At 33.8% G+C, this 4,322-nt stretch carries 7 protein-coding genes; 1 reads left to right on the top strand and 6 read right to left on the bottom strand.

What is annotated here, in order from left to right:
- Window positions 1-164: 164 nt before the first annotated feature.
- A complete protein-coding gene (locus ACKI4K_RS05490; protein ID WP_407423060.1) occupies window positions 165-1,370 on the bottom strand; it encodes an MFS transporter in 1,206 nt (401 codons plus the stop codon).
- A gap of 71 nt (window positions 1,371-1,441) precedes the next feature.
- On the opposite strand from ACKI4K_RS05490, the gene ACKI4K_RS05485 reads away from it, so the two are divergent.
- Window positions 1,442-1,900: a winged helix-turn-helix transcriptional regulator gene (locus ACKI4K_RS05485; protein ID WP_407423058.1), complete on the top strand. Its 459-nt coding sequence runs from the start codon at window positions 1,442-1,444 to the stop codon at window positions 1,898-1,900.
- Between the two features lie 25 nt (window positions 1,901-1,925).
- Here the strand turns inward: ACKI4K_RS05485 and dmpI are convergent, their stop codons facing one another.
- The 5 genes from dmpI to ACKI4K_RS05460 form a co-directional block, all read right to left on the bottom strand.
- Window positions 1,926-2,111: a 4-oxalocrotonate tautomerase DmpI gene (gene dmpI / locus ACKI4K_RS05480; RefSeq protein ID WP_058738979.1), complete on the bottom strand. Its 186-nt coding sequence runs from the start codon at window positions 2,109-2,111 to the stop codon at window positions 1,926-1,928.
- 415 nt (window positions 2,112-2,526) lie between these two features.
- A complete protein-coding gene (locus ACKI4K_RS05475; protein ID WP_407423056.1) occupies window positions 2,527-3,354 on the bottom strand; it encodes a 4Fe-4S dicluster domain-containing protein in 828 nt (275 codons plus the stop codon).
- Entirely contained in the window at window positions 3,341-3,736 is a 396-nt protein-coding gene (locus ACKI4K_RS05470; RefSeq protein WP_407393255.1) for a hypothetical protein, read from the bottom strand. The genes ACKI4K_RS05475 and ACKI4K_RS05470 overlap by 14 nt, the downstream gene beginning before the upstream one ends.
- Before the next feature lie 10 nt (window positions 3,737-3,746).
- Window positions 3,747-4,127: a putative zinc-binding protein gene (locus ACKI4K_RS05465; protein WP_407423054.1), complete on the bottom strand. Its 381-nt coding sequence runs from the start codon at window positions 4,125-4,127 to the stop codon at window positions 3,747-3,749.
- An 11-nt stretch (window positions 4,128-4,138) separates the two neighbouring features.
- Window positions 4,139-4,322, bottom strand: a 184-nt coding sequence (locus ACKI4K_RS05460; protein ID WP_407423052.1) for an ArsR/SmtB family transcription factor, incomplete at its 5' end; no start/stop codon positions are given.

Raw genomic sequence — 4,322 nt, 5'->3', positions numbered from 1 at the left:
TACACTACTTTTTTTAGAACTTATAATAATTAAAGATTTTCATTCGTATAAAACGTAAAATATAGTTCGCATGCTTATCGATTTTTCCACTAAAACTCGAATTATAGTAATAATAAAAAGGAAAAATAAAAAAATATATCTTCTGGATATATCAGTAAAAATAACTAATTATCCAATGTTTCATCCGCATATTTAAATTTACTTCTTGAAAACAGCCAGACAATCAATGCCGCAACAGAAACCGCACTAGCTGCCATCATTACATATGACCATCCCCCTAATGACCATAGAAGAGATGCAAGAGCACTTCCTATAGCCCCAAATATAAAGTTATTCACAACAAAAACCGTATTCAGTCTGCTGCGCTCACCCTGAGATAAGTTAAACAATCTTGTCTGGGTCAAGACGCTTACTCCCTGAACTGCAACTGAAAGTACCGCTGCAACAATCACAATGGCAACTATTGAATCACTGAATGCAAAGCCGCACACCATACTAACAAGGCAAACCACAATGAACGCTCCGAGCGCAGGTATGCTCAAGCCTTTGTCCTGCAATTTTCCGATTCCCACACCAAATACTGCCGCTGTAAGACCTGCCAGACTTACAAGTCCAATTTGGAACGTGTTATAGTTAAACGGCTCTGCGGATAGAAGAAATGTTAAGGAAGTCCAGAATATGTTGAAAATCAAACCGAATATCAGTCCTGAGTGCAGCAATATGTTCGGCAAGGACCTATGATTTTTAAAGGTGGTAAAAACACTTGCCAAAAGTTTCCCATATGATTTGAACTTGTTTTTTGCAGGAATTTCCGGCAATACATAAATCATTACCAAAACCATGCCCAGATTCAAAGCGGCCGCTATTACATAAACTGATCTCCATCCCCAAAATCCCGCAATGATACCGCTTGCAAACCTTGAAAAGAGGATACCTGTTGTTATTCCAGATGATACAATTCCAACGATGTGGCCACGTTCATCCTCACGGCTCAAATCTCCCGCAAGTGGCAATATGATTTGACCGGAAATTGTTACAATCCCCATGCTGAAGAGTGACAGTGACAATATGATAAATGAAGGTGATATGGCACAGGAGACCAAAGCCAATACGGAAAGCACCATTACAAGGGTTATCATACGTTTTCTTCGAACAAAATCGCCCAAAGGCAAAATAAAGAGAATTCCCATCGCATACCCAATTTGGGTTGCAGTAACCAGAAGTCCCCCATTTGCCGCTGGAAGACCAAAGCCATCCATTATCTGGACAAGCAACGGCTGGGCCCAGTACAGATTACCTATTGCAAGACCAGAACATATCGCAAACAGTATCGCCAGGAATTTAGTCATGACTATATCATTATCATTCATATTATCGCACCAATTAAAATTTTCTAATCAAATATTTAAAAAATAGGGTATTTAAAGATAAAGTGGCATCAATGACATCTAAAAAACTTAATATTAAAACATATATAACAATAAACATGACTTTAAATCCGAAAAAACTTGCATATTATGAAAAAAAATATGAGCGAAACCCCCTAGAAGACACTCTCAAATTCATGAGCAACAAGTGGACACTGCATGTTTTAAGAGACCTGTTTTTAGGAAAAAGTCATTTCAATGAATTTAAAGTCAACAGACCCTCCCTGGACAACAAGGCACTGTCAAGATGCCTTAAGACAATGCAGGATAATGGCCTTATCTACAAGACAAATGAGGGCAATGATCCAAAAAATTCCCAGTATTTCCTAACCAAAAAGGGAAGGTCACTGAATAAGGTATTCTATGAACTGTTACTGTTTGCTCTTGAAACGGATGTCGACAACGAACATTATTCGGAATATGAAAAAAAAGAATTGAAAGAAATGTATAAGGAAATATTGGATTTGAAATGAAAAGAATAGATTTTTAAAAATCCATCTATTCCTGATTGCTTAAAAGAACACCACCGACTCCAACATTGTCAAATTTCCTTTCGTTGAACAGCACATATATCATTTCTATCGGAAGGCCTGTGACTCTTGAAGCGGATTCGCTGAATTCTTTTGCTAAAATTTCTTTTTGCTCTTTTGTTAATTCTCCTATATCAAAACTTATAACTGGCATATTATCACCAATTGAAAATTAAATTTTTCTAAATAAAAAGTTAATGTGGCATGAAAGCCACTTAATTAATAACTATACCCTCTTGAAAAAGCCACTATAATAACGAACTATTCGTATAAAACGTGTGATATAGTTCGCAACCTTATCATTTTCACATCATTAAAACTCCAGTAAAAGATTTGTTCTGCAGTTCTAATTACTTTTTTGAAAACGATGTTTGACATTGCAATATTGCTTTGACTTCATAAAATTGCTTTTATTTCAAACAATAACTATATCTACTTTCTGATTTAATAGAAAATATATGATTAATTCTTATAGTATAAAAAAAGTAAATTTAGAATGTAAAATATATACTAAAATTTATAGTACATTCAATATGTACTATAATTTATAATACATGCTAAAATTTATATTATACTTTTTTAGATTTCATTTTAATTTTTTTATATTTGTCAAAAACAACCTCATATCCTTTATTATAAAATGGACATGCTTTTATACATTCAGTGCAGCCTTCACTACATCCAATACATACATCTTCAATAAAACTCACAGTTTTAGTTTTTTTATCCAAAACTAAAGCATCATTCGGACATGCCTTAACACAGGAGTTACAATAATTGCAGTAATCGGGAATCCATTCATAAGGATTAATTTTCGTTTTAGGCAAGTTTTTAATATTGACTAATATAGCTGAAATTTTTTGATTGGGCCCTTTATTAGGACTGATCAGCAAACCACTCTTTCCAATGCCCCCCATTCCCGCTTTTTGAGCTAAATGTGAAAAATCTATAGTTTCTTCACGAGGATGGGCAACTAATGTTTCAAATCCCCTTAGTCTCAGGTAATCTGAAATCTTATAAGTTAAATTTCCAAAATCCCGGTATAATTCATCATTATATTCTTGAGCTTTAATGCCTGCGCCGGCATCATGAATGCATTGGCTAATCTCATAAGAAAATAGAATAGCGGAGTTGAAATCAAAATCCAAACCATGCATGAAATAATCTTTGATGCCATTAACATAAGCTATTTCCACAACACCCAACTGTTTCAAATACACTTCAAAATCCTCTAAAAATTCTTTTGTAACAGAATTTATTGGATTTATAGGATTTTCAATTTTTGATGTGTCTGGAAATGAAATATCCCCGCAACAAGAATTATTATTGGATTTAACCAATACGTCCTGGACCAATCCATCAAAGTTCCAATTATCCGCCATTTTAACAGCACCCACAACTACAGCCAGAGCCTATTTGAAAACCGAACTTCTTTAAAAAATTTCTATAATCAAATCTGTTCAATGTGGCCTCATCAACAAAGGACAAAATGCCAATATCATCCGCTAAAGTAAGATTTTTAAATGTTTTAAATGTAGAATCATTCAAAACGCTTTCTATAGTATTTTCACCAAATTTAAAAGCTATTTGTGCAAATGGGAACTCAAATGTATTCCTATCATCAATAACAACAGAGATTGTATCCCCTTTTTTAAGAACTATAAGATTATCCGTATCCGGCAATAACATAGCTATTTTAGCACCATCTTTAAGGGATTTGAATTCATCATAATTATTATTCGCCCAATTTTCCCAAACTTTATAATCAAAATAATCCATATTCATTCCTCTAAATACTTTTTAACTCATTGTTGATCTTATTTTTAATAATCTCAACACATTTTTCTCCATCGTCGTCCAATCTGAAAGGGTCAGTGGAAAAAACTTTGTGCTTTTTTAAAACATCTCCGACACCAACAGTTTTGGAAACATTGATTCCCTTATTATTAAGAATTTTATTCACACATCCGTTATCGCAACCGTTGATTGCAATGATTGGATATTTTTTTAGCATATCATCGTTTAATCCTTCAATGTCGGCTGATGTGGAACCCATACAAATTGATATTACATTATCGTTTTCCTTTTTACAATCCCCAACTGCTACACGAGATACCAATCCATTAGCACTCATTCCATTGCAGGAAGCTAAAGCTATTTTTTCTGTCATGTTATTACCACTCATAATAGTTTTTCAAGACTTTGTATAATTTCTTCATTGGCTAGTTTATAATAAATCCATTTTCCCTGTTTTCGTGCAGACAACACTCCTTCTTTTTTCATCATGTTCAAATGATGAGAAACCGTTGATTGGGATTTATCAATAACTTCCAATATCTGACAAACACACAATTCACCATTTTTC

The organism is Methanobrevibacter sp. (genome assembly GCF_045644645.1).
GTDB lineage: Archaea > Methanobacteriota > Methanobacteria > Methanobacteriales > Methanobacteriaceae > Methanocatella.
This window is presented reverse-complemented; position numbering and strand designations above follow the sequence as displayed.

Excerpts from the sequence above, each read along its gene's own strand:
- ACKI4K_RS05485 (WP_407423058.1), top strand. The coding sequence starts at position 1,442 with ATGACATCTAAAAAACTTAATATTAAAACATATATAACAATAAACATG.
- ACKI4K_RS05470 (WP_407393255.1), bottom strand. The coding sequence starts at position 3,736 with ATGGATTATTTTGATTATAAAGTTTGGGAAAATTGGGCGAATAATAAT.
- ACKI4K_RS05490 (WP_407423060.1), bottom strand. The coding sequence starts at position 1,370 with ATGAATGATAATGATATAGTCATGACTAAATTCCTGGCGATACTGTTT.
- dmpI (WP_058738979.1), bottom strand. The coding sequence starts at position 2,111 with ATGCCAGTTATAAGTTTTGATATAGGAGAATTAACAAAAGAGCAAAAA.
- ACKI4K_RS05465 (WP_407423054.1), bottom strand. The coding sequence starts at position 4,127 with ATGACAGAAAAAATAGCTTTAGCTTCCTGCAATGGAATGAGTGCTAAT.